This window comes from Bradyrhizobium sp. CSA112 (genome assembly GCF_029051645.1).
Classification (GTDB): domain Bacteria; phylum Pseudomonadota; class Alphaproteobacteria; order Rhizobiales; family Xanthobacteraceae; genus Bradyrhizobium.
Map to the genome: position 1 here is coordinate 1 of NZ_JAACFS010000151.1, position 431 is coordinate 431.

Below are 431 nucleotides of genomic sequence, written 5' to 3' on the forward strand. Positions count from 1 at the left end.
GGTCTGGAGCGGTGCGCTCATGGCGCTGGCCGTGTCGGCCTATCTGGCGGCGCGCGGCAGCCTGCTGAGCCGGCTGGCGCTGGTGACCGCCGGCATGGGCCTGGTGGCGCTGCACATCCAGCTGAGCCTGGGCACCACCGAGATGCACTTCGGCGCCTTCGTCTTCCTGGCCTTCGTGCTGGCCTACCGCGACTGGCGGCCCGTCGTCTACGCGGCGCTGCTGATCGCCGTGCATCACATCGCGTTCGACCGCCTGCAGCTCGCCGGAGCACCGCTGTACTGTCTCAGCGAACCCGACTTCGGCCGCATCCTGGTGCACGCCGCCTTCGTGGTCGTGCAGACCGCCGCGGAGGTCGGCATCGTGCTGCGCACCCGCGCCGACGCGATCGAATCGGCGGAACTGCAGCACCTGTGCCGGCTGCAGCCGGCAC

General features: G+C 71.0%; 1 pseudogene. It reads left to right on the forward strand.

The features are described 5' to 3' along the window. Positions 1 to 19: 19 nt before the first annotated feature. Positions 20 to 431, forward strand: a pseudogene (locus GWE18_RS42085) (hypothetical protein); the annotation flags it as partial.